Source organism: Pseudoxanthomonas sp. Root630 (assembly GCF_001427585.1).
GTDB lineage: Bacteria > Pseudomonadota > Gammaproteobacteria > Xanthomonadales > Xanthomonadaceae > Pseudoxanthomonas_A.
This window is the reverse complement of sequence record NZ_LMGY01000018.1, coordinates 82,246-108,362: the sequence shown is the minus strand read 5'-3', so window position 1 is coordinate 108,362 and position 26,117 is coordinate 82,246. Positions and strand designations below refer to the sequence as shown.

General features: G+C 66.3%; 21 protein-coding genes. 12 read left to right on the top strand and 9 right to left on the bottom strand.

Annotation, left to right across the window (positions count from 1 at the left end; genetic code table 11):
• Window positions 1-64: 64 nt before the first annotated feature.
• Window positions 65-760 (bottom strand): lysoplasmalogenase, encoded by a 696-nt coding sequence (locus tag ASD72_RS17215; RefSeq protein WP_056881188.1) that lies wholly within the window; start codon window positions 758-760, stop codon window positions 65-67.
• A 3-nt stretch (window positions 761-763) separates the two neighbouring features.
• Complete coding sequence (locus ASD72_RS17210; protein ID WP_056881187.1) at window positions 764-2,344, bottom strand: transglycosylase SLT domain-containing protein; 1,581 nt, start codon at window positions 2,342-2,344, stop codon at window positions 764-766.
• Window positions 2,345-2,479: 135 nt separating this feature from the next.
• On the opposite strand from ASD72_RS17210, the gene ASD72_RS17205 reads away from it, so the two are divergent.
• From ASD72_RS17205 to greB, 3 genes are read left to right on the top strand one after another with little or no spacing between them, the layout of a single operon-like run.
• Entirely contained in the window at window positions 2,480-3,982 is a 1,503-nt protein-coding gene (locus ASD72_RS17205) for a helicase HerA-like domain-containing protein (protein WP_056881186.1), read from the top strand.
• An 8-nt stretch (window positions 3,983-3,990) separates the two neighbouring features.
• Entirely contained in the window at window positions 3,991-4,389 is a 399-nt protein-coding gene (locus ASD72_RS17200) for a copper resistance protein NlpE N-terminal domain-containing protein (protein WP_056881185.1), read from the top strand.
• A gap of 1 nt (window position 4,390) precedes the next feature.
• Entirely contained in the window at window positions 4,391-4,894 is a 504-nt protein-coding gene (gene greB, locus ASD72_RS17195; RefSeq protein WP_056881184.1) for a transcription elongation factor GreB, read from the top strand.
• A 3-nt stretch (window positions 4,895-4,897) separates the two neighbouring features.
• On the opposite strand, the gene ASD72_RS17190 is transcribed toward greB, so the two are convergent.
• Window positions 4,898-5,725, bottom strand: a complete 828-nt coding sequence (locus ASD72_RS17190; protein ID WP_056881183.1) for a DUF3025 domain-containing protein — start codon at window positions 5,723-5,725, stop codon at window positions 4,898-4,900.
• The gene (gene rimO / locus ASD72_RS17185; RefSeq protein WP_056881182.1) at window positions 5,722-7,083 is read right to left on the bottom strand and encodes a 30S ribosomal protein S12 methylthiotransferase RimO; all 1,362 of its coding nucleotides are present in this window, start codon (window positions 7,081-7,083) and stop codon (window positions 5,722-5,724) included. Before rimO ends, ASD72_RS17190 begins: the two co-directional genes overlap by 4 nt.
• Window positions 7,084-7,230: 147 nt before the next feature.
• Between rimO and ASD72_RS17180 the strand changes: the two genes are divergently transcribed.
• Both ASD72_RS17180 and ASD72_RS17175 read left to right on the top strand, forming a co-directional pair.
• A complete protein-coding gene (locus ASD72_RS17180; protein WP_056881181.1) occupies window positions 7,231-7,890 on the top strand; it encodes a dienelactone hydrolase family protein in 660 nt (219 codons plus the stop codon).
• Window positions 7,887-8,294: an HIT family protein gene (locus ASD72_RS17175; protein WP_056881180.1), complete on the top strand. Its 408-nt coding sequence runs from the start codon at window positions 7,887-7,889 to the stop codon at window positions 8,292-8,294. The genes ASD72_RS17180 and ASD72_RS17175 overlap by 4 nt, the downstream gene beginning before the upstream one ends.
• Before the next feature lie 18 nt (window positions 8,295-8,312).
• On the opposite strand, the gene ASD72_RS17170 is transcribed toward ASD72_RS17175, so the two are convergent.
• From ASD72_RS17170 to apbC, 3 genes are all read right to left on the bottom strand, one after another.
• On the bottom strand, window positions 8,313-10,055 hold the full coding sequence (locus ASD72_RS17170; protein WP_162250405.1) for a sulfotransferase: 1,743 nt from the start codon (window positions 10,053-10,055) through the stop codon (window positions 8,313-8,315).
• A 60-nt stretch (window positions 10,056-10,115) separates the two neighbouring features.
• Window positions 10,116-10,703, bottom strand: a complete 588-nt coding sequence (dcd, locus tag ASD72_RS17165) for a dCTP deaminase (RefSeq protein WP_056881178.1) — start codon at window positions 10,701-10,703, stop codon at window positions 10,116-10,118.
• 96 nt (window positions 10,704-10,799) lie between these two features.
• Complete coding sequence (apbC, locus tag ASD72_RS17160) at window positions 10,800-11,663, bottom strand: iron-sulfur cluster carrier protein ApbC (RefSeq protein WP_056881177.1); 864 nt, start codon at window positions 11,661-11,663, stop codon at window positions 10,800-10,802.
• 250 nt (window positions 11,664-11,913) lie between these two features.
• Between apbC and ASD72_RS17155 the strand changes: the two genes are divergently transcribed.
• The 7 genes from ASD72_RS17155 to rnfB all read left to right on the top strand — a co-directional run bounded on the left by ASD72_RS17155 (window position 11,914) and on the right by rnfB (window position 24,221).
• The gene (locus ASD72_RS17155) at window positions 11,914-14,763 is read left to right on the top strand and encodes a TonB-dependent receptor (protein ID WP_235578049.1); all 2,850 of its coding nucleotides are present in this window, start codon (window positions 11,914-11,916) and stop codon (window positions 14,761-14,763) included.
• A gap of 337 nt (window positions 14,764-15,100) precedes the next feature.
• Window positions 15,101-17,932 (top strand): TonB-dependent receptor, encoded by a 2,832-nt coding sequence (locus ASD72_RS17150; RefSeq protein ID WP_056881176.1) that lies wholly within the window; start codon window positions 15,101-15,103, stop codon window positions 17,930-17,932.
• A 228-nt stretch (window positions 17,933-18,160) separates the two neighbouring features.
• A complete protein-coding gene (locus ASD72_RS17145; RefSeq protein WP_081420434.1) occupies window positions 18,161-20,155 on the top strand; it encodes a S9 family peptidase in 1,995 nt (664 codons plus the stop codon).
• Window positions 20,156-20,247: 92 nt separating this feature from the next.
• Window positions 20,248-21,069: a sel1 repeat family protein gene (locus ASD72_RS17140; RefSeq protein WP_056881175.1), complete on the top strand. Its 822-nt coding sequence runs from the start codon at window positions 20,248-20,250 to the stop codon at window positions 21,067-21,069.
• A gap of 93 nt (window positions 21,070-21,162) precedes the next feature.
• Window positions 21,163-21,603, top strand: coding sequence for a DUF2147 domain-containing protein (locus ASD72_RS17135; RefSeq protein WP_056881174.1), 441 nt, complete (start codon window positions 21,163-21,165; stop codon window positions 21,601-21,603).
• Between the two features lie 118 nt (window positions 21,604-21,721).
• Window positions 21,722-23,785, top strand: coding sequence for a methionine--tRNA ligase (metG, locus tag ASD72_RS17130; protein ID WP_056881173.1), 2,064 nt, complete (start codon window positions 21,722-21,724; stop codon window positions 23,783-23,785).
• Between the two features lie 22 nt (window positions 23,786-23,807).
• A complete protein-coding gene (rnfB, locus tag ASD72_RS17125; RefSeq protein ID WP_056881172.1) occupies window positions 23,808-24,221 on the top strand; it encodes an Rnf electron transport complex subunit RnfB in 414 nt (137 codons plus the stop codon).
• A 16-nt stretch (window positions 24,222-24,237) separates the two neighbouring features.
• On the opposite strand, the gene ASD72_RS17120 is transcribed toward rnfB, so the two are convergent.
• Window positions 24,238-25,173, bottom strand: a complete 936-nt coding sequence (locus tag ASD72_RS17120) for a TraB/GumN family protein (RefSeq protein WP_056881171.1) — start codon at window positions 25,171-25,173, stop codon at window positions 24,238-24,240.
• A gap of 11 nt (window positions 25,174-25,184) precedes the next feature.
• A complete protein-coding gene (locus tag ASD72_RS17115; RefSeq protein ID WP_155944724.1) occupies window positions 25,185-26,117 on the bottom strand; it encodes a DUF1684 domain-containing protein in 933 nt (310 codons plus the stop codon).

Sequence of the window (26,117 nt, the reverse complement as noted above, 5' to 3'; positions counted from 1 at the left end):
GCGCGCACGAAAGACGAGGTGCCGCTCCGGGTCGCGAAGCCTTCATCCATTTACGTACAGGTATTTACGCGATCGGACGATGTCGTGGTTGCGCTTCGCGCAGCGCAAAGACGGACGACGCAATGCAGGCTTGCGCAATCCAATACGACGCGAGCACCAACGCATTCGCATGCAGCATGGGCGCGCTGAAGCGATCGAGCGCCAGTAGCGCGTCCGACGCTACGAAGAACGCACCGCCGACCGCCGCGACACGGGTCGATGCGTCGGGGTGCTCGCGCCACACGCTTGCGGCCTGTGCCGCCATGCCGGCCAGGGCGATGACGTAGACGATCACGGGCAGCTTCAGTTCGTTCGGCAAACCGGGCCACAGCCGCGCAAGCACGCACGACGCAACGACGGCGTAGACCAAGACGGGCCAGCGCACACGCCACCATCCGCCGCGCTGGCGCAGGGCCCACAGATACGCGAGGTGGGCCAGCAGGAAACTGCCCAGGCCGAACACGAATCCGTCGAACGGCAACATCAGGAAGATATCGCCTGCCGTGGACAGCACCAGGCCGACGGCGATCCAGCGCCGGTACGGCCCGGCATCGTCCGGCCGCCGGCACGCCATCGCCAGGATCAGCAACGTCGTCAGCGGCTTGAAGACATAGTGCAGGCCGCGTAGCCCTTCGATCTCGGCGCCGAGGATCGCCAACGCCGCGCTGGCGGCGATGGCGAACGTCCAGCCGATGCGACTGCCTTCCGTGGGCGTCGCCATCGGCTATTTCTTGCAACTTTCCAGCGTGAGCTCCTGGCCCGGTCGCACGGCGTATGCCGGTGCCTTCAGGTTGTTCGCGCGTGCGAGCTTCTTCTGGTCGCACTGGAAGCGCTTGGAGATGCGCCCCAGCGTGTCGCCCTTGGCGACGCGGTACTCACGGGCCTGCTTGGCCTTGGGTTCGGCGGGCTTGGGCTCGCCGGTGGCCACCGTGGTGGGCACACCGACCACGGGCGTCACGTCGCCTACAGCGACGTTGCCGGTGAGTTGGGCGCGACGGATGGCAGCCGCGGGGTCGGCGCTGACCAGGGTGCGTGCCAGTTCGGCGCGCGGGCCATTGATGCAGTAGCGCGAGTAGAGACCCGCGATGCGCGCATTCGCCTTCAGCGTCGTGCCGGCCGGAAGCCAGGTCTCCGCCTGGTAGCGCGGATTGAGGTTGCGCAGCGTGCGCATGTAGCCCTCTCGGGTACCCCCGTTGCCCAGGCAGATGGTCAGCTCGTAGATCGAGGCGTCGCGCGCCAGTTTCAGCGGCGCGGGCTGCGCGTTGACCTTGGGGAATTCCAGCCCGTACTGCCGCGGGTGCAGGAACAGCCACGCCGCCGCGATCACCATCGGCACGTAGTCGCGCGTCTCGCCGGGGAACTGGCTGTAGACCACGTCGTCCCAGAAACCGAGGCCGCTGTTTTCGCGATAGACGCGCGCGGCACGGCCTTCTCCGCCGTTGTACGCGGCGAGCGCCAGTTCGATGTTGTTGTTCAGGCCGCGCATGCGCTCGTTGATGTACGCGGCGCTGGCCTGGCCGGACGCATAGGGGTCGTAGCGCGTATCGAAGCCGCTGGCATCGCGGCCGAGCCCGAAGCGCGCGCCGGTGTTGAACATGAACTGCATGGGCCCCGCCGCGCCGGCGCGCGAGGTCGAATGCACCTTGCCGTTGGATTCCTTGGCCATGATGCCGAACAGCAGCGCCTCCGGCAGACCGCTACGCTCCCAGGCCGGATACAGCTCGGCGCGCATGTTCTGGTAGTTCTCGTAACTGTCGATCAATGCGGGCCGCATGTCGGTGAGCCAGCGGCGGATGCCGGCCTGGATGGCCGGGTTGTACTCGACCATGCGGTCGAAGGCGTGCCGCTGGTCGTTGAGCAGCGTCGCGGTGCGGGCCGTCTCGGGCACGGCGGTGCCGGCGGGCGTCGCGTGGTCGGTACCGTCGTCCAGCGCGTCGATCGCCTCGCCCTCGTCTTCCGCCCCGGCGGACTGCCCGTCGGTGTTGTCCTTCAGCAGGCGCTTGTAGCTGGCCAGCAGCGTATGGACCTGGCAGCCGCGCTGCTTGATGCAGGCGTCCAGCACGTCCTCCATGTCCTCCAGCGCCGCGTCGCTCTCGCCCGCCCCGCGGGGATCGCTGTTGGCCACCAGCACCAGCCCGTCGCGGTAGCGTTTCTCGGCGGCGGCCATGCGCTGCTCCAGGGCTTCCACCGCGGTGCGGTCACGCGCGGAAACGCGCTGGGCATGGGAGAGGGGCGAGACCAGCAGCAGGGACAAGGTGGCCAGGACAGGCCAGTAGCGCAGGCAGGCGGGAACTGCAAAGGACATCAGGTGAGCATCCAGAGTGTGAGCCGGGAGGGTAGCCCCGCCCGCGCGCTGCGGGCAAGGTCGGGCGTCATGGAACGTTGCACCGCCGCTCATGTCCTGCCGCTAGAATCGCGCCATCATCACGCGAGGTTGAACATGGATCCGATCCTGCTGGGCAAGGGCGTCACCGACGACATTCCGGTCACGCTGCAGCCGAAGTTCGGCAACCGCCATGGGCTGGTGGCCGGCGCCACCGGCACCGGCAAGACGGTGACGCTGATGACGCTCGCGGAAGGCTTCTCGCGGATGGGCGTGCCGGTGTTCATGGCCGACGTGAAGGGCGACGTGGCCGGGCTGGCCGCCGCGGGCGACGGCAGCGAGAAGGTGCTGCAACGCGCGAAGGACATCGGCATCGCCGACTACGCGCCGGGCGCGAATCCGGTGATCTTCTGGGACCTCTACGGCAAGCTGGGCCATCCGGTCCGCACGACCGTCAGCGAGATGGGCCCCACCCTGCTCTCGCGCATCCTCGAACTCAACGACACCCAGAGCGGCGTGCTCGACATCGTGTTCAAGCTCGCCGACGACCGCGGCCTGCTGCTGCTGGACCTGGAAGACCTGCGTGCCCTGCTGGGCCTGGTCGCCGCCGAACGCAAGGACATTTCGACCAGCTACGGCCTGGTCAGCACGCAGTCGGTGGGCGCCATCCAGCGCGCGCTGCTGCGGCTGGAGCAGGAAGGTGGCGAGATGTTCTTCGGCGAGCCGGCGCTGGAACTGGCCGACCTGATGCGCACCAACACCGATGGCCGCGGCGTGATCGGCATTCTCGCCGCGGACCAGCTGATCCTGAAGCCGCGCCTGTACTCGAGCTTCCTGCTGTGGCTGCTGTCCGAGCTGTTCGAGACACTGCCGGAAGTCGGCGACCTGGACAAACCCAAGCTCGTGTTCGTCTTCGACGAAGCGCACCTGCTGTTCGACGATTCTCCGCCCGCGTTGCAGCAGCGGATCGAACAGGTCGTGCGGCTGATCCGCTCCAAGGGCGTGGGCGTCTACTTCTGCTCGCAGTTCCCCGACGACGTGCCGGACAACATCCTCGGCCAGCTGGGCAATCGCGTGCAGCATGCACTGCGTGCGTTCACGCCGCGCGACCAGAAGGCGGTGAAGACCGCCGCCGAGACCTTCGTGCCGAACCCCAAGCTCGACGTGGCCCAGGCGATTTCCAAGCTCGGCACCGGCGAAGCGCTGGTGTCGACGCTGCAGGACAAGGGCATCCCCTCGCCCGTGCAGCAGACGATGGTGTCGCCGCCGCGCTGCCGCATGGGTGCGATCAACGAAGGCGAACGCCAGCAGGTACGCAACGGCAGCCCGGTCGGCGGCAAGTACGACACCCGCGTCGACCGCGAATCCGCTGCGGAAATGCTGGCGCAGCGCGCCGAAGCCACGACGCAGGCCGCGCAGGCGCCGCCCGCCAAGACCGCACAGGACGATCCCGACGCCGGCGGCTTCGGCCAGACGGTGAAGGATGCCGTCTTCGGCACCAAGCGTCGCCAGGGCATGATCGAGACGATGGCCAAGCAGACCACGCGCACCATCGGCACCAAGCTGGGCAACCAGATCGTGCGCGGCATCCTGGGCAGTATTTTCGGCGGACGCCGCTGATCGCGCGCATGAAATGGCGCTTCGCACCATTGGCCTGCGCGCTGTCACTGGCGGCTTCCGCCGCCAATCCGACGCCACCGACGTTCGCAGGCACGTTCTTCGGCAGCCTGCCGGCCGCGTCCTGCACATCACAGGACGTGCTGCTCGAGCTGGGTGCCGACGGACGCTATGCACGGCAGGCGCACTGCCAGGACGACCTGCAGGCGGCACCGAAAAGCGCCGGCCGCTGGTCGGTGACGTGGAACGGCACCTGCGTGCAGCTCACGCCGGACGACGGTCAGCAGCCCCAGGAGTTCGCCATCCATGATGACGACCTGCTGGTGCTGACCGCGGGCAGCTGCATCGAACCGATCGAGGATCCGCGCGGGCGCACGCTGCGGCGCGCGGACACCGACGGGGATCGCTGACGTGTCGCGCTGGCGCCCGCCGGGCGAGAAAAGCACCGCCCTGATCACCCGCGAAGGCCACGACCGGCTCAAGGCGGAACTGGACGACCTGTGGCGCATGCGCCGCCCCGAGGTGGTGAAGGCCTTGGCCGCTGCCGCTGCGGAAGGCGACCGCTCCGAGAACGCGGAGTACACCTACCGCAAGAAGCAGCTCGGCGAGATCGACCGGCGCGTGCGCTACCTGAGCAAGCGCCTGGAAGTGCTGCGCGTGGTCGACACCGCACCCAGCGATCCCGACGCCGTGTTCTTCGGCGCCACCATCGAGCTGGAGAACATCGCCAGCGGCGAAACCTCGCGTTACCGCATCGTCGGTCCCGACGAGACCGAGGCGACGCGCGGTTGGATCAGCATCGATTCGCCGCTTGCGCGCGCGTTGTTGAAGAAGCGCATCGACGACGAATTCTCGGTCGAACTCCCCGGCGGGATCACCCGCTTCGTGCTGGTGGATGTCAGCTACGCGAGCTGATCCTCACACCGGTCGCGGGTAGACGCGACCTTCCCGCAACGGCCGGAAGTAGTCCTCTTGCGCATAGAACGCTGCGCCCTGTGCTGCGTGCCACCCGGGGATACCGGCCAGTGGCAGCGGACGCAGCTCTGTTGGCGCAGCGAGGATCGCGCCCGCTGAAATCGATTCGACCACGTGCTTGAGCGCGTCTGCCGGATCGCCGAGTACCACCAGGCACTTGCCGACCAGCAGGCGTCCCGGCACCAGCACCTGTTCCATCAGCGCATGCCCCACCACGGCCGCCACCGCGATGTCGCCGTTGCGCCAGCGCCCGGCGTTCGCATGGAACAGCGACGGCCAGTCGTGCCGGTCCCACAGGTCCAGCAGCGTCGCATCGCGCACCTGCACGATGACGCCGCTTTCATCGAACTGGGTCAGCGCCTGCTGCGCAGGACTGCGGTCACGCGTACCCATCCGCGCGATGTGCAGGCACTGCTGCTGGTTGAGCGCAAGCTTGAGGGCCGGGTGACGCATCCAGACCAGGGCGTTGAACAGGTCGTGCCAGTTCTCCGCCCGGGTGGCGATGCATCCTTGTGCGATCCGCGCTTCGTAGTGCAGCCCGTCGGCGAGCAGGGCCGCGTCCTGCCTCGCGAAGCGGGGCCCGGACAGCGGCATCCGCGCATTGAGGGCTTCGATCCCCGGCCAGCCCGCGGCCGTCGCCAGGTCCAGATACTCGCCGTATCCGTCGAACAAGGGATGCTGGAAACATGCGGCATCCACCTGTCCACGCAACGGGGCGGCAAAGCGACGCTGGCCGTTGCCAGCGTGGATTCCGGCCGCTGACGCGGTCACAGCACCTTGATTTCGAGCGACGTGCCCGCCGTCTCGACGATGGCATCGCCGATCAGGTCGTGCTCGTCGCTCTCGGTGATCTCCACGTCGACGAACTGGCCGACGCGCAGGCCCAGTTCGCCGCCGTTCTGGATATGCACCAGTCCATCGATCTCCGGCGCATCGGCCTTCGAGCGCGCGACGGCGATATCGTCCTCGATCAGATCCACCAGGCACTGCTGCACGGTGCCGATCTTCGCTTCGAGGCGCGCGGCGGAGATCTCCGCCTGCTTCTCCATGAAACGCGCCAGACGCTCCTGCTTCACTTCTTCTGGCACCGGATCCGGCAACAGGTTGGCCGCCGCGCCTTCGACCGGCGAGTAGGCGAACGCACCGACGCGGTCGAGTTGCGCTTCATCGAGGAACTGCAACAGCTCCTCGAATTCCTGGTCGGTCTCGCCGGGGAAGCCGACGATGAAGGTCGAGCGCAGGGTGATGTCGGGGCTGATCGAGCGCCAGCGCTTCACGCGCTCCAACGTCTTGTCGACGGCGCCCGGGCGCTTCATCAGCTTGAGGATGCGCGGGCTGGCGTGCTGGAACGGGATGTCCAGGTAGGGCAGCACCTTGCCCTCGGCCATCAGCGGGATCACGTCGTCGACGTGCGGGTACGGGTAGACATAGTGCATGCGCACCCAGGCATCGAGTTCGCCCAGGCCTTCGCACAGCGCCTTCATGCGCGTCTGGTACACCTTGCCGCGCCACTCGCGTTCGGCGTACTTCACGTCCACGCCATAGGCCGACGTGTCCTGCGAGACCACCAGCAATTCCTTCACGCCGCCGCGCACCAGGCGCTCGGCCTCGCGCAGTACGTCATCGACCGGGCGCGACACCAGGTCGCCGCGCATCGACGGGATGATGCAGAAGCTGCAGCGGTGGTTGCAGCCCTCGGAAATCTTCAGGTATGCGTAGTGGCGCGGCGTCAGCTTGACGCCGTAGTCCGGTACCAGGTCGACGAAGGGATCGTGCTTGGGCGGCAGGGCGGCGTGCAGTGCTTCCATCACGCTCTGGTAGTCCTGCGGACCGCTGATCGCCAGCACATCCGGATACTGCTCGCGGATCTGCTCCGGGCGCTTGCCCAGGCAGCCGGTGACGATGACCTTGCCGTTCTCGCTCATCGCCTCGCCGATGGCGTCGAGCGATTCGGCCACTGCGGAATCGATGAAGCCGCAGGTGTTCACCACCACCACGTCCGCCGCATCGTAGGTCGGCACGATGTCGTATCCCTCCACGCGGAGCTGGGTGAGGATGCGTTCGGAATCGACCAGGGCTTTCGGGCAGCCGAGGCTGACGAAGCCCACCTTGGGGTTCTGCAGGGACATGGGAGTACGGCGGCGGCGTGTACGGGGCCGCGGATTATAGCTCCCGCCCATCGGCAGGCCTGGCTGGACCGTTCAGCGGGCGCTTCCTGCACGCGGCCCTACCCCGCGCCGCCTACACTGTTGCGCTCCCACGACCGGATCGCACCCATGGGCCAATGGCTGCCCTTCGAGTCCCCGCATGGCCGCATCCACGCCTGGCGTGCCGATCCAGAGGGCCCGCCGCGCGGCGCGCTGGTCGTGGTGCAGGAGATCTTCGGCGTCAATCCGCACATCCGCACCGTGGCCGAAGGCTTCGCGCGGGAGGGTTACATCGCGCTCGCGCCGGCCTACTTCGACCCGATCGAATCCGGTGTGGAACTGGACTACGACGCCGACGGCATCGCGCGCGGCAAGGCCCTGATCACGGCACTGGGGCTGGAACGCGCCGCGGACATCACCCGCGCCGCCGCCGATACGCTGGCAGCCCACGGCCGGGTGGGCACCGTGGGCTATTGCTGGGGCGGCACCGTCGCCCTGCTTGCCGCACTGCGACTGGGGCTGCCTTCCGTCAGCTACTACGGGGCGCGCAACCTGCCTTTCCTGGAGGAAACCCCGCGCGCGCCGGTGATGTTCCACTTCGGCGAACGGGACACTTCCATCCCACCCGAGATGGTCCAGGCCCACCGGGACGCGCTGCCGCAGATGCAGGTCTTCAGCTATCCGGCCGGGCATGGCTTCAACTGCGACCTGCGCGCCGACTACGATCCCCTCAGTGCGCGCCTGGCGCGCGAACGCACGCTCGATTTCTTCGCACGGAACCTCGCATGACCGACTTCGTCCTCGATCCCCGCCTGGCCGCCGACAGCGCCTTCATCGCCGACGGGCCGCTGTCGCAGGTCCGGCTGATGGACGACACGCGCTTTCCCTGGCTGGTACTGGTCCCGCGTGTCAACGGAATCAGCGAATGGCTGGAACTGGACGGCGGGCAGCAACGCCTGTTGCTCGCGGAGATCAACCAGGCCGGGCAGCTGATCCGCACGCAGGCCGGCGTGGAGAAACTCAACATCGGCGCGCTCGGCAACATCGTGCGCCAGCTGCATGTGCACCTGGTGGGACGCCACGAAGGCGATGCCGCGTGGCCAGGACCGGTGTGGGGAAGCGGGAGCGCCGTTCGGCATGCTCCCGCGGCGCTCGAGGCCCGGATTGAAGCCTGGCGGCAACGCCTGGCGTGATCCCTGCCCACCTCCGGGCTAAGGTTCGGCGCCGAACCAGAAGGGGTAGTGCCGCCAGCGCCCCACCGAGCGCGCGTGCACGGGCTGGCGCACCTGCCAGCGACTGAGTGTCTGTACCGGCCGGTCCGCCGCATGGAAGTCCAGGCAACGCGGGTCCCACGGCACGCCAACGAATTCAAGCAGCCGCCGGGACTGCGTTTCCGTATGGACCACCAGGTCTTCATAGCGCATGTCGAGCACCGGCAGCGGCGACACCGCGCACCAGTGGCGCATCAGCCGCTCCTGGCCTTCCATGAAGAAGCGGATATCGTCCAGGTCGGTGGCGTGACGGGATTGCGGCGAGAAGCTTTCTCCATAGATCGACAGCGCCACGTCCCGCGGATCGCGCCTGCACCACACCACCCGCGCATCGGCGAACAGCATCGACAGCAATCCGATGTGCGGGACGTTGTAGGGCTGCTTGTCCACCAGCCACGCCACCCCGGCAGGCGCCTGCGACGCCGCATCGCGCAGGTACCGGTGCGCGCGGTCTCGCAGCCATTCGCCCGGCACCTTGCCGGCGTCCTGCGGCCAGCGCAATCCGGCCCAGGTCGCCAGCGCCTGCGCAATGGACGGGATTCCGGAGAGTTCGCCGCACCCATGCACCTGCGGATGCGCAGCCAGCACCTGCTCAACCAACGTCGTGCCGCTACGCGGTACGCCCAGGACGAAAACAGGCTTCGGTTCGTCCGGCTGCCTGCGCGTGCCCCCACGCGCGCGCAGGGTCGCCGCATCGAACGAGGCGATCGTCTGCTCGATGCTGCGGGTATAGGCCTCGCGATCGAACACGCCGTCGCTGCGTCGCCGCAGCGCATTGGCGGCACTCCAGTGCCGGGCGGCGGCGACATGGTCGCCACGCGTGTCTTCACGCTTGCCCAGCACATAGTGCAGGTACGCCTGCTCGCGGTCCGGCAAGCCGCCATCGCCCAACAGGGCTTCGGCCGTCTGGACCCACGGCCCCGGCGTGCGCTCGCGCAGCAACGCCACCAGACAGGCCACCGGGTCGCCCCAGCGCGGACGCAACGCATGGGCACGCGCGTACGCGGCCTGGGCCTGTTCCTCGTTGCCAAGATCCTCGTGAAGGCCGCCCACCTCCAGCCACAGCGCTGGCTCTGCGTCGAAACGGGCTACGCCCTGCTCCGCCACCTCCAGCGCGCCTGCGATCGCCCCCGTGCGGCGCAGGCACTGCGCGCGGCGCAAGGATAATGAGCCGTCCGCATCCCGCCCGCTTTCGATCAGCCGCTCATACAGCCCCAAGGCTTCAGCGTGCTGTTCCAGCGCAAGGTGGGTCTCCGCCAACGCACGCATGATCGTCGGCTGCCCGGGTGCCAGCGCATGGGCCCTGGCGAATGCAGGGAGCGCCTCGGCATCGCGACGGCCCTGGTACAAACTCATGCCCAACAGGTACCAGGCGTCCGGCACGTCCGGCTTCAGGCGAGCGGCCCGCGTGAATACGGACGCCGCCTCGTCCACCTGCTGCCGTGTCGCCAGCAACTGCCCAAGTTCCATGTGCAGTGCGAAGGCGTCCGGCGCCAACCCGACGGCGGTACGCAGGGCGTCGAGTGCTTCGTCGCTTCGGCCGGCGTGCTGCGCCAGCACGGCCCGGGCACGATGCAGGGCGGCCTCCGTCGGGGCCTGCTTCAGCAGTCCGTCCAACATGGCGGCGGCATCCTCCGCCCGCCCCTGACGCAGGCATTCGTAGACGCCGGCGACGTCGTTCATCGCCGACATCCCGACGGGTTGCGAGAGACGCGACGACGCCGATTCACGGGGCCAGCGACATCAGGTGCGCGGCAGCGTCACGCCGGTCTGGCCCTGGTACTTGCCGCCGCGATCCTTGTAGCTGGTTTCGCAGACGTCGTCGGCATCGGACTGGAAGAACAGCATCTGCGCGACGCCTTCGTTCGCGTAGATGCGCGCCGGCAGCGGCGTGGTGTTACTGAACTCCAGCGTCACGTGGCCTTCCCACTCCGGCTCGAGCGGAGTGACGTTGACGATGATGCCGCAGCGCGCGTAGGTGCTCTTGCCCAGGCACACCACCAGTGTGTCGCGCGGGATGCGGAAGAACTCCACCGTGCGCGCCAGCGCGAAGCTGTTGGGCGGGATGATGCACTCGTCGGCCTCGATGTCCACGAAGCTCTTCGGGTCGAAGTGCTTGGGGTCGACGATCGTGGAGTTGATGTTGGTGAACACCTTGAACTCGCGCGAGCAACGCACGTCGTAGCCGTAACTGGACGTGCCGTAGCTGACGATGCGCTCGCCATCGGCTCCGCCCTTGTTGGCGAACTTCACCTGGCCCGGCTCGAACGGCTCGATCATGCCCTGTTGCTCGGCCATGCGGCGGATCCAACGGTCGCTCTTGATGCTCATGCAAATCCTGGTCTGGTGGGGCGAAGGCCGTGCGGGCTGCGCGCGGCGGACGGGGAATTGTAGGGCGGGCCCCGGCCCGCCGTCTGCGCCGACGGGCTAGACCAGCGAGGAAACGATGGACAGCGGCGCGCGCGGGCGCTGGGCCAACGTTGCGGCCATGACCCGCGCCGTCTGCCGGTAAGCCTGCGCCACCGCCGAATCGGGGGCGGCAACCACGACCGGCTGGCCCGCGTCGCCCTGCTCGCGGATGGCGATGTCCAGCGGCAGCGAGCCCAGCAGCGGCACACCGTATTGCGCCGCCATCCGTTCACCGCCCCCCTGCCCGAACAGGTGCTCCACGTGGCCGCAGTGGGAGCAGGTGTGCACGGCCATGTTCTCGACGATGCCTAGCACCGGCACCTCGACCTTCTCGAACATCTTCAGCGCCTTCTTGGCATCCAGCGTGGCGATGTCCTGCGGGGTGGTGACGATGACGGCGCCTGCGACCGGGATCTTCTGCGCCAGCGTCAGCTGGATGTCGCCCGTGCCGGGCGGCAGGTCGATCAGCAGGTAGTCCAGGTCGCCCCAGAGGGTGTCGTTGAACAACTGCATCAGCGCCGAGGTGGCCATCGGCCCGCGCCAGATCATCGGCGTGTCCTGGTCGACCAGCAGCCCGATGGACATGGCCTCCACCCCGAACGCCCGCATCGGCTCGATCGACTTGTTGTCCGGGCTGTCCGGTCGCCCCGACAGGCCCAACATGGCCGGGATGCTGGGGCCGTACACGTCGGCATCCAGCAGCCCGACCTTGGCCCCTTCGGCCGCCAGGGCCAGGGCCAGGTTGACCGCCGTGGTCGACTTGCCTACCCCACCCTTGCCCGACCCGACGGCGATGACGTTGCGGACGCGGGGGTGCGGGGAGAGGTTGCCCTGGACGGCATGGGCGCGAGGCCGGTCGACAACATGCTTGGAATCAGTCACTTGCAGGACTCTGACGCAATAGGAAGGGCGTCATTGTCTCATCCGGTCCGTTCGATGCTCGCGCCGACACAAATCTGAACGAATCCCCTCGCCTCATGACTTTTGGTCATGCGGAGGAAAGAAGAATGTGTTATGCGGATTACATTAATTTCATGTTAACGTCGATTTCAGGACGCCCTTGTGCGGCCTGGATCACGGATTGATCCGCTTCGGGTCGCTTCTCGTTCGGATTTTTAGGGGATTCACCAACATGAACTACGGAAACGCGAAAGCGCTCCGTCGCAGCCGTCTTTGCGCGGCATTGATTGCGGCGATTGCGCTGCCGGGCGCAGGTCATGCGCTCGCTCAGAACGCTGACAGCCAGGCCCAGGCGCCCGCACAGGGAGAGGCCAGGACACTCGACAAGGTGACGGTGACGGGTTCCCGCATCGCGCGTTCGCAGGTCGAAGGTCCGTCGCCGGTCACGGTGATCAGTGCCGAGCAGATCGAAGCCGAGGGTTTCGTCAGCGTCAACGACGCACTGAAGACCCTCACCCAGAACTTCGGCACGGTACAGAACGAACTGAACTCCGCGGGTGGCTTCACGCCCAACGGCAGCCCCGTGAACCTGCGCGGCCTCGGCCCCGGTCGCACGCTGCTGCTGATCAATGGCCGTCGCGCCGCCGACTACCCCTTCCCGTACAACGGGCAGAGCAACTTCCAGAACTTCGGCAACATCCCCACCGCCGCGGTTGACCGCATCGAGCTCGTCGCGGGTGGCGCGTCCGCGATCTACGGCTCCGATGCCGTGGCAGGCGTCATCAACATCATTCTGAAGAAGAACTACGAAGGCAACGTCCTGCAGCTGCGTACCGGCACCACCACGACCGGCGGCGGCGACTATCTGGACCTGCAGTGGGTGGGCGGCAAGACCGGCGACAACTGGTCGATCACCTATGCGCTGCAGAAGTTCAACGACGAAACGGTTTACGCCAACCAGCGCGACTTCATGGACTCGCGTGCGGACAACCCGCTGCCCGACGCCGATCTCGGCCCGGTGCCGGTGTCGACGCTGCGCATCAGCCGTACGGGCACCAATACGCCGAATACTTACATCGCGCCGCCCGCGGGCGCGTGCGCGCGCTTCGGCGGCGAATACGTGGACTACACCTTCCGCACGCGCTATGTCGCACCCCACGCCCAGGCCGGACAGCTTTACACGCTGGGCAATGCGTGCGGCTACTGGGAGGACGTGGGCTACCAGTCGATCGCCAACGGCAACGACGACTACGCCGGCTACCTGTTCGCCAACTTCGACCTGTCCAACGGCATGGAGCTGTGGGCGAGCGCCCAGGCTTACTACTCGAAGTCGGACCTGACGGGTGGCCTCGAAGCGATCCTGGGCCCGCACACGGACGGCGTCGGCGTTACCCAGACCTTCTTCGCGACGAACCCGACGATCAACTCGAACGTGACGGTGCAGCGCATCCTCACGCCGCAGGAAGTGGGCGGCATCGAGGCCACGCAGCAGAAGTTCACCGAGAAGTCCCTGGACATCGCAGTGGGCGCGCGCGGCACGTTCGGCGAACGCTTCGATTGGGATTTCACCCTCGGCCGCGCGGACTACAAGGCGGACCGCACCCGTCCGCGCCTGGATGGTTCCGCCGTGACGGAATGGTTCTTCGGCCAGCGCCTCAACACCACCGGCACGCCGCGTTACCTGATCAACCTGGATCGCTGGTACACCCCGCTCACCCCGGAGCAGTACCGCAGCATGTCGTCGATCCTGAAGTACGACGCACACTCCTGGGTCAACCAGGCCAGCTTCGTGCTTTCCGGCGACCTGTTCGAACTGCCGGCCGGCCCGCTGGGCTTCGCCGCGGTCGTCGAAGGCACCAGCCAGGGCTACAAGCTGCGTTCGCCCGAGGGCATCCTGCCCACCAACCGTACCGTCTATAACCTGACGGGCACCAACGGCGGCGGCGAGCGCGACCGTTACGCGATCGGCGCGGAGTTCCGCATCCCGGTGTTCAGCATGCTCGACCTCAGCCTGTCGGGCCGTTGGGACAAGTACGACGACGTCACGAACGTCGACGACGCGAAGACCTGGGGCGCGGGCCTCGAGTTCCGTCCGCTGGACAACCTGCTGTTCCGCGGCAACTACGCCACCAGCTTCAAGGCGCCCGACATGCACTTCGTCTACAACGAAGGCAGCGGCAGCTTCTCCAACGTGCTGGATACCTACCGCTGCTTGAACGCGGGCCTGGTGGCCGGTTCTTCGGCGTGCGCCACGACGACCTACACCTACTCGGTGTTCGCGACGAGCCGCGGCGAACCGACGCTGGAAGAGGAACAGGGCAAGTCGTGGTCGGCGGGCCTGGTGTGGGACATCACGGACTCGATGTCCATCTCGGCTGACTACTACGACATCCGCCTGGAGGGCGCGGTGACGACGTTGAGCAGCACCTTCATCCTCGACGCGGAAGGCGGCTGCCGAACCGGACTTACACGTACTCGTAATCCCTACCAGTTCGCGCCCGATTCGGCGTTCTGCCAGGAGATCCTGAGCCGCGTCACGCGTACCGCCGCTCCGGGCGAACTGACCGATCGCGTCACCGGCATCCGCAGCGGCCCGGTCAACCAGGCCTACCAGCGCGTGACCGGCATCGACGCCGCGTTCAACTGGCGCCTGGACACCGACCGCCTGGGCGACTTCCGTTGGCAGGTGGCCTGGACGCACACGATCAAGAGCCAGCGCCAGACCTTTGCGACCGATCCGGTGGAAGCCGATTGGCGCGACGATCCGGGCAACTTCGACTTCCGCAGCCGCATCCGCGGTTCGGTGGGCTGGTCGCTGGATGACTGGTCGGCGAACGTGTTCGCCACGCGCTACGGCTCCTTGCCGAACTGGCAGGAAACGGGCCGCATCGCACCGTACATCGTCTGGAACGTCAATGTCGGCAAGGAAATCACGGAGAACCTGGACCTGACGCTGTTCGTCAACAACGTCTTCAACAAGTTCCATCCGGAAGACGCGGGCTACAACACCTATCCGTACTTCTGGCGCGCCTACAGCCCCATGGGCCGCGAGATTTCGGCCCAGGTGGAATACAAGTTCTAAGCATCACCCGCACGACCGCAACAGGAGCCCGGTGGCGACACCGGGCTCTTTTTTTGGGCGGATTCTCCGCCCTCTTCCGTCTCACCCAGCGTCGCGACGAGTGGATCGAGCACCAGGCCGGCGGGAGAGAAACGTGATCGACGACATGCTGCAAACCCCACAAAAGTCTTATTTTGTGACTTGCGTCACATAAATTTCTGTAATTTAAATAACATGCCAATGTGCTAGCAGCCTTCACCTCATGTTAACGTCGGGTTACGAGGACGTTCACGTGCGACCTGACTGAAGGATCAGTCCTTGGGGCCGCATCCATTGACAGCTTTAGGGGATCCACAACATGTCAGTTCGCTACACGAATGCGCTCAAGCGCAGCCGTCTCACTGCGGCGCTCGTCGCAGCGATCGTGATGCCGGTCGCCGGCACCACCTTCGCCCAGGAAACCACCACCCCGCCGCCCGCCCAGCAGACCCAGCAGGCCACCTCGACGCTGGACAAGGTCACGGTCACGGGCTCCCGCATCAAGAAGGCCGAGGTGGAAGGCCCGGCACCGGTGGTCGTCCTGACCGCCGATGACATCGAGAAGGAAGGCTTCAGCACCGTCTATGAGGCGCTGAACACCCTCAACCAGTTCACCGGCAGCGTCCAGAACGAGACCACGCAGAGCGGCTTCACGCCGAACGCCCAGTTCATCAACCTGCGCGGCCTCGGCCCGGGTTACACCCTCATCCTGATCAACGGCAAGCGTATGGCGGACTACCCGGTCCCCTACAACAGCCAGTCCAATGCCGTCAGCCTGGGCTCGATCCCCGCGGCTGCCGTGTCGCGCATCGAAGTCCTGACCGGCGGCGCCTCGGCGATCTACGGCTCGGACGCGGTCGCCGGCGTGATCAACATCATCACGAAGGAAAACTACGAGGGCGACAGCGTCCGCCTGCGTGGCGGCACCACGACCATGGGCGGTGGCGACACCGGCCTGTTCCAGTGGACCGGTGGCAAGACCGGCGACAAGTGGAGCCTGACCTACGCGGTGGAATACCTGAATCGCGAAGGCATCCTGGGCTCGCAGCGCGAAGACCGCGACTCCTATTACGACAACCCGGCGTTCAGCGGTCGCCCCGAGTTCGCGACGGCCACGTCGGGCGTGTACCTGTATCGCAACACCGGCGCCGCCTACAACTGGCTGACGCCGGGCGGCACGCTCTCGACCTCGGTCGACGCGCTCCGCTACTCCTGCTCGCGCACGTCTTCGGAATTCGAGCCCTACAACACCTCGGCCACCGTGTCGAACGCGACGCCGAACCGTTGCGGCTACTTCGGCTATCCGGCGACCTCCGCCCTGCAGAACAGCTACAACAAGACGTCGGCGTACCTGTCGGGCACCTACGACTTCGACAACGGCGTGCAGCTGTACGGCCAGTTCCTGGGCACCGATTCGCAGAACACGGGCGTGAGCTCGACGCAGTTCTGGCAGACGCCCGGCTGGGTCTACACCCCGGCCTACGGCTACATCCAGGCCCAGCGCATCATCACGCCCGAGGAAATCGGCGGCGCGCAGAAGACCGAGTACGACGAAAAGTCGTACAACTTCTTCGCCGGCGTCCGCGGCGCCTTCCTCGACAACCGCTTCGACTGGGACTTCGGCGTTTCCTACTCGCGCTTCGAGTTCGAATCCAACCGCCCGCGCTTCCTGCAGAACCGTGTCAACGAGTACTTCCTCGGCACGCAGACCGGCGTGCAGGGCAGCTATCCCCGCTACGACGGCTACAACCTGACGTACCTCAACCGCCTCTTCAGCCCGATGACGCCGGAGACCTACCGGTCCCTGTCGACCATCGTGAACAGCACCGGCGAATCCGAGAACAGCACGGCTTCGTTCTCGCTGAGCGGCGACCTGTTCGACCTGCCCGCAGGCTCGCTGGGCGCGGCGCTGGTGGTCGAAGCCGGCCATCAGGAATACACGCTCACGCCGGACCCGCGCTCCACCCCGAGCTACACCGGCGCGGACCGCATCTACAACCTGACCAGCACCGGTGGCGGCGGCGAGCGTGATCGCTACGCGCTGGGCCTCGAGTTCAGCATTCCGATCTTCGACTCGCTGAAGGCACAGTTGGCCGGCCGTTACGACACCTACGACGACGTGACCGAAGTCGATGGTGCGTTCACGTGGTCGGCGGGCCTGGAATACCGGCCGGTCGATTCGCTGTTGCTGCGCGGCAGCTATGCCACCAGCTTCCGCGCTCCGGACATGCACTACGTGTTCGCCGGCTATTCGGGTGCCTACACCTACATCACCGACGCCTACCTGTGCCGTGTCGCGGGCATCGATCCGACCTCGCCCAGCTGCGAGAACAACACGAGCTACAACTACCAGGTCTTCCGTACCTATGAAGGTCGCACCGACCTGAAGGAAGAAACCAGCAAGTCGTGGACCGCCGGTCTGGTGTGGGACATCATGGACCGCATGTCGCTGACCGTCGACTACTACAACATGAAGCTCGAGAACCAGGTCGCGGAGCTGGATAGCGACTTCCTGATGCGCCAGTACGCCGACTGCCGCCTGGGTGAAGACGTCAACGGCAATCCGGTGGACTCCACCTCGCCTTCCTGCCAGGCCTTCCTGGGCCAGGTCACCCGCGCCGGTGGCGAGCTCTCGAATGGGCAGGTGTCGCAGTACAGCTCGTACCCGATCAACCAGGCCAGCCTGGAAACCCAGGGTATCGATGCCAACTGGAAGTACTCGCTGGATACCGACCGCCTGGGTACGTTCGGCTTCGAAGTGGGCTACACCCACGTGCTGAAGCTGGATCTGGTGCGTTTCGAAGGCGATGAGCCCTTGAACATCCGCGACCACATGCAGTACTTCAACTATCGCAGCCGTGCCAACGTGCGCCTGAGCTGGTCCAACGACGACTGGTTCGTGACGACCTATGCCACCCGCATGGGCTCGCTGCCGAACTGGGGGGAGACCGGCCGCATCGCACCGTACATCCGCTACAACCTCGACGTGCAGAAGAAGATCACCGACAAGCTCACCCTGGGCTTCTCCGTGGTCAACCTGCTCAACAACCAGCAGCCCGACGACGTCACGTTCACCACGTGGCCCTACACGTGGCGCTCCCACGACGTGATCGGCCGCCAGGTGTACGCCGACGTCCGCTACACGTTCTGAGGCCGGCAGGAAGGCCCCGAAAAAGCCCGGCGAAAGCCGGGCTTTTTTTCCAGCGGGTTTCCCGGCAGACTCGGGATGGGAATCCGAGCGACGCCAGATCGATGAAGCTTCCGCGCCTGGCACATCATGGGGCGGGAGGGCATCCAGCCCGCTCCACACTCCTTGCCTGATCGCAGGACTTCAAGGACATGCCCTCCATCGAGGGCCACATAGGGGATCAAACGAAGAATGAAACCGACCACCATCGCCACCTCATGGCTGCTTGCCGTCGCGTGCGCGTTGCCCGCTGCCGCGGCGCATGCGCAATCCATCGCCGACTTCGTCAAGCACCCCACTTACAGCAGCGCCCGTATCTCGCCGGATGGCAAGTACCTGGCGCTGCGCGTCGATCGCGGCGAGCAGGACGTACTGACCGTGCTGCGCACCAGCGACCTCAAGATCGTGAACGTCAACCAGTTGCCCGAGAAGAAGAGCGTCGGCGCGTTCCACTGGACCAGCCCCGAGCGCCTCATGTTCAACGCCGTCCGCAAGATCGGTTCGTTTGAACGCCCCGTCGGCACCGGCGAATGGTTCGCGGTGAATGCCGACGGATCGCAGCCGCGCACCCTGATCGAGTACGGCACACAGAACGTCACCCAGCGCGCGAAGCAGGCCGATGGCCAGTTCTTCTCCTTGCTGGACACCCTGCCCGACGACGACGTCAACGTGATGATGGCGGCGCGCTACCAGCGCTCCAATACCGGCGCGGGCACCGAAGTCGTGATGATGGATACCGTCAGCGGACGGCGCAAATCCCTCGGCCGCGCGCCGAAGGAAGATTGCGCGATGGTCCTCAACCACGAGAAGGAACCTGCCTTCGCCGTGTGCTACAGCGACAAGGACGATGAGGCCGGGTACGACACGCACAACGAAGTGTACGCGCGGGGTGCGGATGGCAAGTGGAACCAGATCAGCTCGTCCAAGAGCGATGGGTCGCGACTGCGCGTGCTGGGATCCGCGCGGAACGGCGACATCTACGCACTGCGGGACGACGGCAAGGCGCCGGCAGGCTTCGGCACGCTGGATGCCAGCAGCGGAAAATTCACTGAACTCTTCAAGGATCCCGTCTCCGATGTGTCCGGCTACGTGGAGTCCGTGGACGGTTCCGAGCGCATTCTCGGCGTAGTGACCGAGGCCGGGGAACCGGAAGTTACCCTTGTGGAATCCAAACACGCCGACGCGCAGCTCTACACCTCTCTCGCGGCCGCCTTTCCCGGCCAGTTCGTCAGCTTCAGCAGCGCCACCCGCGATGGCCAGCTGATCGTCGTCAGCACCTACAGCGACCGGAACCCGGGAGAGCTCTACCTGTTCGACCGCAAGGCGAACAAGGCGCGCTTCCTGATGAAGAACCGCCCCTGGATCGACCCGAAGAAGATGGGCTCGATGCAGTCCATCTCGTTCACCGCGAGGGATGGCCGCAAGATCCATGGTTACCTGACCATCCCGCACGGCTCCGACGGCAAGAACCTGCCCCTGATCGTCAACGTCCACGGTGGCCCGATGGGGCCGCGCGACAACTGGGGCTACAGCACCGAGCCGCAGTTGTTCGCCAGCCGCGGATACGCCACGCTGCAGCTCAACTACCGCGGCTCTGGCGGCTTCGGCAAGGAGTTCCAGGATCAGGCATATGGCCAGTGGGCGCAGGGCATCATGAACGACATCATCGATGGAACGCGCTACGTCATCGCCCAAGGCCAAGCCGACAAGGACAAGGTCTGCATCTACGGCGGCAGCTTCGGTGGCTACGCGTCGTTGATGGCTCCGGCGCGCGATGCAGAGCTGTTCAAGTGCGCCTTCGGCTATGTCGGCCTCTACGATGCGCAGATCCAGCTCACCAAGAGCGATACCAGCCGGAGCGAAAGCGGGCGGCGCTACCTGGTGCGCGCCTTCGGCCGCACGCGCGCCGAGCAGGACGCGATGTCGCCCATCAACTACGCCAACCAGCTGAAACTGCCGATCTACCTGGCGGCAGGCGCGCGTGACGAGCGCTGCCCGCCGGAGCATACCGAGGCGATCGCCAAGGCGCTCACGGCAGCCGGCAATGCGCCGGAAGGCATGATCATCCAGTCCGGCGAGGCCCACGGCTTCTACAAGGAAGAGAACAACGAGCACCTCTACACCGAGATGCTGTCGTTCTTCGATCGCCACATCGGCGGCAAGACCAAGGCACAAGCGAGCCGCTGATCGTCCCGGCGGGCATGGCTTCCAGCACATCCCCTCGCGGGATGTGCTGGCGATCATGAAGGACTGATCGACCCACTTCACGGAAGGCCTGTATGACCGCGCGTTTCAGGAACACCCTGCCCTTCTTGCTGCTGCTCGCGTGCATGCAGCCCGATGCGTCCGCGCAACGCTCGAACAAGGCGCCTCCACCGGATCCGGCAGCCGACCCCCTGCTCCGGGCGGCGGGCTTTCTGGAAAGCCATCCCGACATCCGCTATCGACTGCTCGGCCTCGAGAAGTACGACAAGAACGAACACGACGACGCGCTGCGCTTTTTCCGCCGCGCTTCCTACTATGCGGACAAGCCGTCGCAGGGCATGGTGGCGGAGATGTACTGGACAGGACACGGCATCCCGCAGGATCGCGCGTTGGCCTATGCATGGATGGACCTGGCCGCCGAACGTGGCTACGCGGGATTCAGCGGACTGCGCGAGCGCTACTGGAGCCAGATGGACGAAGCCGAACGGGCTCGCGCACTGGACATCGGGCAGGCGGTCTATGCCGAGTACGGCGATGCGGCCGCCCAACCGCGACTCGCGAATGTCCTTCGGCGTGCGCGCCGCCAGATGACGGGGAGCCGCACCGGCTTCACCGGCAACCTGCAGATCTACATTCCCGGGCCGAGCGGCGAGATCCAGATCGACGGCAGCAAGTTCTACGACGAGCGCTACTGGGACCCGAAGCAATACCAGGCCTGGCACGACGAAGTCTGGATGAAGCCCCGCATCGGGCGGGTCTCCGTGGGCGAAGTCGAACAGGTTCCCGGCACCCCCGGCGGCTCGCGCATCCCGGCTGTCGAGCCTGCCAAGAACGCCCAGGAACCCGAGACCCCCGAAGCCGACGAAAGCGGCCTCGGCACCCGAAAGGACGGCTGAACAGGCTTCTTCCATACGCCAGCGGATGCGGTATAAATGCCGCATCCCGCCGGCGTCGCCGACGGGCCTGACCTACATCCCTGGGAGGGGAACATGCGCAAGACCCTGATGGCCATCTGCCTGGCCGCCCCGCTGATGGCCCTGTCGCTGGTGGCGTCCGCCGCCGACCCGGTGGTGGGCCGCTGGAAGACCATCGACAGCGAGACCGGCAAGCCGAAGTCCTATGTCGAGATCACCCAGGCCGCCAACGGCGCGATCAGCGGGCGCATCATCGAACTGATCAACCCGAGCAAGCCGAACCCGACCTGCGACAAGTGCAAGGACGATCGCAAGAACAAGCCGATCACCGGCATGGAGATCATCCGCGGCATGAAGTCCGAGGGCGGCGGCGAGTACGCCGGCGGCACCATCCTCAAGCCGGACGAGGGCAAGGTCTACAAGTCGAAGATGGAGTTGATCGAAGGCGGCAAGAAGCTGGAAGTCTCCGGCTGCATCGCCTTCATCTGCAAGTCGCAGACCTGGATCCGCCAGTAAGGTCCACGCTCCAACAGTTCCTGCGGGCCCGGTCATGCCGGGCCCGCTGCGTTTTGGGCGTCCGAAGGGCCGCTGCGGGTCCATGCGATAATCGCCAATCCCCGTCACGAAGCCCCTCATGAGCCGCACCGCCCTCGTCACCAATGCCCTGCCCTACGCCAACGGCCCCCTCCATCTGGGCCATCTGGTGGGCTACGTCCAGGGCGACATCTGGGTGCGCGCGCGGCGGATGCGGGGCGACACGGTGTACTTCGTCTGCGCCGACGACACGCACGGCACGCCGATCATGCTGGCGGCCGAGAAGGCCGGCGTATCGCCGGAGGTCTTCATCGCAAACATCCAGGCCGGCCACGAGCGCGACTTCGCCGCCTTCGGCGTGGCGTTCGACCACTACGACTCGACCAATTCCACCGCCAACCGCGAACTGACCGAAGCGTTCTACCAGCGCCTGGACGCCGGCGGCCACATCAGCCGCCGCACGGTGGCGCAGTTCTACGACCCGGCCAAGGGCATGTTCCTGCCCGACCGCTACATCAAGGGCATCTGTCCCAACTGCGGTTCGGCGGACCAGTACGGCGACAACTGCGAAGTCTGTGGCGCCACCTATGCGCCGACCGACCTCAAGGAACCGAAGTCCATCCTCTCGGGCAGCACGCCGGAGATCCGCGATTCGGAGCACCACTTTTTCGACGTCGGCCGCTTCGAGGCGTTCCTTCGCGACTGGCTGGCCGGCGACGTCGCGGTACCGGGCGTGAAGGCGAAGCTGCGCGAGTGGCTGGATGCGGACGGCGGCCTGCGCGCGTGGGACATCTCGCGCGACGCGCCCTACTTCGGTTTCGAGATTCCGGGTGCGCCCGGCAAGTACTTCTATGTCTGGCTCGATGCACCCATCGGCTACCTGAGCAGTTTCAAGAACCTGTGTGCCGAACGCGGCATCGATTTCGAACCGCACCTGGTGGCCGGCACCGACGTCGAGCTGCACCACTTCATCGGCAAGGACATCGTCAATTTCCATGGCCTGTTCTGGCCGGCCGTGCTGCAAGGCACCGGCCACCGTGCGCCCACGCGCCTGCACGTCAACGGCTACCTGACCGTGGATGGCGCGAAGATGTCGAAGTCGCGCGGCACCTTCATCATGGCGCGCACCTACCTGGACACCGGACTGGAACCGGAAGCCCTGCGCTACTACTACGCGGCGAAGTCCTCCGGCGGTGTGGACGACCTGGATCTGAATCTCGGCGACTTCATCGCCCGCGTGAATGCAGACCTGGTGGGCAAGTTCGTCAACCTGGCCAGCCGCTGCGCCGGCTTCATCGACAAGCGCTTCGGCGGCAAGCTGGCCGATGTCCTGCCCGATCCCGCCATGTACCAGCGCTTCGTCGACGCGCTCGGCCCGATTGCCGATGCCTACGAGCGCAACGAACCGGCTACCGCGCTGCGCCTGACCATGGCGTTGGCGGATGAAGCCAACAAGTACATCGACGAGAAAAAGCCCTGGGTCATCGCCAAGCAGGAAGGCGCCGACGCCGAACTGCAGGCGGTGTGCACGCAGGGCCTGAACCTGTTCCGCGTCCTGGCCGCCGCGCTCAAGCCGGTGCTGCCGCGCACGAGTGCGGAAGCCGAAGCCTTCCTCGGCGCGCCCGTCGAAACCTGGGCGGATGTCGCCGCGCCGTTGCAGGCGCACACCATCCAGTCTTACACGCCCCTGTTCACCCGTATCGACCCGAAACTGATCGACGCCATGACCGACGCTTCCAAGGACACTCTCGCCGCTGCACCCGCGCCTGCCGCATCCGAGAAGAAGGAGGCCAAGGCTGCGCCCGCACCGGCTGACGCGAAGGACGCGGGCGGCACCATCGGCATCGAGGATTTCGCCAGGCTCGACCTGCGCATCGGCCAGGTGCTGGAATGCGGCTTCGTGGAGGGCTCCGACAAGCTGCTGCGCTTCCTGCTGGATGCGGGTGAGCTGGGCCAGCGGCAGATCTTTTCCGGCATCCGCGGCAGCTATGGCGAGCCGGAGAAACTCGTCGGCCGCAAGGTGGTGTTCATCGCCAACCTGGCGCCGCGCAAGATGCGCTTCGGCCTGAGCGAAGGGATGATCCTGTCGGCCGGCTTCGACGGCGGCGCACTCGCGCTGCTGGACGCGGATGCCGGCGCCCTGCCCGGCATGCCGGTGCGCTGACCCATTAGGCATCGCTACGGCGATGGACGCCGCGCTCGTCGAACGCCTCGACCGCCTGCTGCCGCAGACCCAATGCGGCCAGTGCGGCTTCGATGGATGCCGGCCGTATGCCGAAGCGATGGCGCGTGGCGAGGCCGGCATCGATCATTGCCCGCCGGGCGGCGACGCCGGCGCGCGTGCGTTGGCTCACCTGTTGCAGGTACCCGCGCGTCCTTACGATCGCAGCCGCGGCGCGCACAAACCGCCCATCGTCGCGGTGGTGGTGGAAGAAGACTGCATCGGCTGCACGAAGTGCATCCAGGCCTGTCCCGTGGACGCCATCATCGGCGGCGCCAAGCACATGCACGTGGTCATCGACCTGTTGTGCACGGGATGCGAGCTGTGTGTGCCCGCATGCCCGGTGGATTGCATCGTGATGGAACCCGCGGCGCCATGACGCCGCGGAACAGTCTTCAGCGCGTGCCGGCCTGGCAGGCGGAACAGATGCGCTCCACCTTGTAACCGCGCGCGCGCAGCTTCTCGACCACACCGTCGTCGCCCAGCAGGTGCAGCGCGCCGACCACCACCAGCGCATCGTCGTCGCCGGGCTGGTCGAGGATCTGCCGGATCTTCGGCACCCAGGCGTCGTTGCGTTCCACGTTGATGCGCTTGTAGAGACGCGGGTACTGACGCTTCATGTCCGCCGCCATGCCGGTCCAGAGGCCTTCGGCATCGCCACGACGCCACGCCTGGTGCAGCCGTTCGGTTTCCACGGAGCCCTTGGCGGCCTGGTCGAGCGCTTCGATGATGAACTGGCGTTGTTCTGCGGCCTCCATGCCATCGAGCACGCCGATCTGTTCCTGCGCGAGTTCCAGCCCCGCTGTGGGCTTGCCCGCGGCCTTGGCCTTGTCCATGAAGTGGTTGTCCAGGCCCAGCTTCGGATCCAGGCCCTGACGGGTCATCTCGACGATGCTGATGGTCAGCCCGACGAACCAGGGCTCGAAGCTGTTGAACGCCACGATCGGCATACCGTTCTTGGCGGTCCACGCCTCGAGTCGCGTCCAGGTCGCTGCATCCAGTTCCTGCTGCAGCGTCTTGCCGTCGGTGCGCAGCGCCGCCTGCAGCATCAGCTGCTGCACCGCCGTGGACTGCATCTCCGACGGCGCCAGTTCGAACATCAGCCGCTCCGCATCGGCGAACGCCGCTTCCACGTCGCCCGACAAGGGGTAGTCGCTCGGCCGCAGCAGGTGGAACGATCCGAGCAGGTACACCGCGTTGTCCTTGTCCGACACCTTCCACAGCAGCGGCACGGGCGCGTCGGGTGCCTTGGCGGTGTCGGCGGCCAGCACCGAAGCACTGGCGAGCAGGCCCGTGGCAACGAGGGATTTCAGCAGCACGTGCAACTTCATCGGTTCCTTCCTCAAAGTACTTTGATCGGTTTGGCGTATGCCTTCTCGCCTGCTTCGACGAGCAGGTCAAGGCGGTTCTCCGCCGGCGGCAGCGGACAGGTGGCGTACGGGGTGAACGCGCACGGCGGGTTGTAGGCGCGGTTGAAATCCAGCACCACTTTGCCGTCGCGCGGCGCTTCGGCATCGAGGAAGCGGCCGGCCGGGTAGCTGCCGTGCCCGCTGGTGCGGTCGGCCAGCACGAAGAACAACGGACCGTCCGGCGAACCCAGCGCTTCGAGCCGGAACGTCTTGCCGTCGCGTTCGAACTCCACCGCGCCAGGATTCGGCGACTCGTTCGCCACGCCGATCACGTCGACGATGGTCAGCGTCTTCCCCGGCGGATGCGGGATGTAGCGGCCCTCGATGCGCCAGCTTTCCAGCGCGGGCCAGTAGTCCAGGCCGACGAACTGCGTGCGCGACTCCGCATCGGCGTACTTGACGCGCAGGGCATGGCGGCCGCCGCGCTCGATCACCGACAGCGCCCCCTTGCCTTCGTCGAAGCCGATCACGCCCGGCGTTGCATCACGGTCGCTCTGCAGTTCGACACGGCCCTTCAACGGCTCGCCGTTGAGCGTCAGGTCGACGCCACGTTCGGGTGTGAAGAAGATGCGACCTTCCTGCTGCGTCACCATGCCCATCTTCGGTGGGCCGACGATCAATTTGATGCCGCTCGCCGGGCCACTGCCGATGAAATGCGACTTCAGTTCGATCCAGTGCAGGCCCACCAGGCTGGTCCAGCCATCCGGTGCGACCAGCTCGTTCTTGCGCTGCTCGCGCCATGCCGTGTTGTCGGCCAGGAAGCGGGCGTCGACGACCTTGCCGGCCGCGCCGGCCTTCTCGTCCGCATCGCCACACCCCACCAGCAAACCCAGCAGCATGGCCATCCCCAGCCATCCTGTCTTCAT

Bases quoted from the DNA above. Each gene is read 5' to 3' on its own strand.
- ASD72_RS17215 (WP_056881188.1), bottom strand. From the start codon at position 760: ATGGCGACGCCCACGGAAGGCAGTCGCATCGGCTGGACGTTCGCCATC.
- ASD72_RS17210 (WP_056881187.1), bottom strand. From the start codon at position 2,344: ATGTCCTTTGCAGTTCCCGCCTGCCTGCGCTACTGGCCTGTCCTGGCC.
- ASD72_RS17205 (WP_056881186.1), top strand. From the start codon at position 2,480: ATGGATCCGATCCTGCTGGGCAAGGGCGTCACCGACGACATTCCGGTC.
- ASD72_RS17200 (WP_056881185.1), top strand. From the start codon at position 3,991: ATGAAATGGCGCTTCGCACCATTGGCCTGCGCGCTGTCACTGGCGGCT.
- rimO (WP_056881182.1), bottom strand. From the start codon at position 7,083: ATGTCCCTGCAGAACCCCAAGGTGGGCTTCGTCAGCCTCGGCTGCCCG.
- ASD72_RS17180 (WP_056881181.1), top strand. From the start codon at position 7,231: ATGGGCCAATGGCTGCCCTTCGAGTCCCCGCATGGCCGCATCCACGCC.
- ASD72_RS17175 (WP_056881180.1), top strand. From the start codon at position 7,887: ATGACCGACTTCGTCCTCGATCCCCGCCTGGCCGCCGACAGCGCCTTC.
- ASD72_RS17170 (WP_162250405.1), bottom strand. From the start codon at position 10,055: ATGAACGACGTCGCCGGCGTCTACGAATGCCTGCGTCAGGGGCGGGCG.
- dcd (WP_056881178.1), bottom strand. From the start codon at position 10,703: ATGAGCATCAAGAGCGACCGTTGGATCCGCCGCATGGCCGAGCAACAG.
- ASD72_RS17155 (WP_235578049.1), top strand. From the start codon at position 11,914: ATGAACTACGGAAACGCGAAAGCGCTCCGTCGCAGCCGTCTTTGCGCG.
- ASD72_RS17150 (WP_056881176.1), top strand. From the start codon at position 15,101: ATGTCAGTTCGCTACACGAATGCGCTCAAGCGCAGCCGTCTCACTGCG.
- ASD72_RS17145 (WP_081420434.1), top strand. From the start codon at position 18,161: ATGAAACCGACCACCATCGCCACCTCATGGCTGCTTGCCGTCGCGTGC.
- ASD72_RS17140 (WP_056881175.1), top strand. From the start codon at position 20,248: ATGACCGCGCGTTTCAGGAACACCCTGCCCTTCTTGCTGCTGCTCGCG.
- ASD72_RS17135 (WP_056881174.1), top strand. From the start codon at position 21,163: ATGCGCAAGACCCTGATGGCCATCTGCCTGGCCGCCCCGCTGATGGCC.
- metG (WP_056881173.1), top strand. From the start codon at position 21,722: ATGAGCCGCACCGCCCTCGTCACCAATGCCCTGCCCTACGCCAACGGC.
- rnfB (WP_056881172.1), top strand. From the start codon at position 23,808: ATGGACGCCGCGCTCGTCGAACGCCTCGACCGCCTGCTGCCGCAGACC.
- ASD72_RS17120 (WP_056881171.1), bottom strand. From the start codon at position 25,173: ATGAAGTTGCACGTGCTGCTGAAATCCCTCGTTGCCACGGGCCTGCTC.
- ASD72_RS17115 (WP_155944724.1), bottom strand. From the start codon at position 26,117: ATGAAGACAGGATGGCTGGGGATGGCCATGCTGCTGGGTTTGCTGGTG.